The organism is Lacrimispora amygdalina, assembly GCF_003432035.1.
Lineage (GTDB): Bacteria > Bacillota > Clostridia > Lachnospirales > Lachnospiraceae > Lacrimispora > Lacrimispora amygdalina.
This window is the reverse complement of the sequence record NZ_QOHO01000162.1, coordinates 1-578: the sequence shown is the minus strand read 5'-3', so window position 1 is coordinate 578 and position 578 is coordinate 1. Positions and strand designations below refer to the sequence as shown.

General features: G+C 42.2%; 1 protein-coding gene. It reads left to right on the top strand.

The window, feature by feature from the left end; translation table 11 throughout:
- Positions 1 to 117: 117 nt before the first annotated feature.
- A partial coding sequence (locus DS742_RS28460) for an FMN-binding protein (RefSeq protein ID WP_117420267.1) occupies positions 118 to 578 on the top strand: 461 nt, incomplete at its 3' end.

Here is a 578-nt window from a genome sequence, read left to right as displayed (position 1 = left end):
CATTATAACACATAATCCTGATTCCTTCCAAAGATAATTAAAATTTTATAAAATCATTGCCGTAGTCCTGCGGGGTATGTTAAAATAAAGTCAAACTTTATAAAAGCAGGAGGAAATATGAATAAAAGTAACGCAAATGCTAAAAGAAACGGGTATATTGGATTAGGGGCTATGATTTTACTGGCTGGCGCTACTGTTTTTGGAACAGATCCACTTTATAAGGCGATTGATAGCAGTGTTAGACCGGAAATCTATGTTCCGGGTACCTATACAGGTACTGCGAGAGGCTACGGCGGGATTGTCACCGCAGATGTAACAGTATCAGGAAAAACGATTGATTCCATTGCTGTAAATGGAGAAAAGGAAACTCTTCTCAGCATGGTATTGCCAGGATTAACGGATTCCATTCTTGCAAAGCAGTCAACAGAGGTGGATGCCGTTTCTGGAGCGACTCTCAGCAGCAATGCCATTAAAGAGGCAGTGGATCAGGCACTTGCAAGAGCAAGGGGAGAGGAACCAGAAACTGTACCGGAGATAGCTGAGAAGCCTTCTTCTTTAAAGGATGGAACCTACACCTG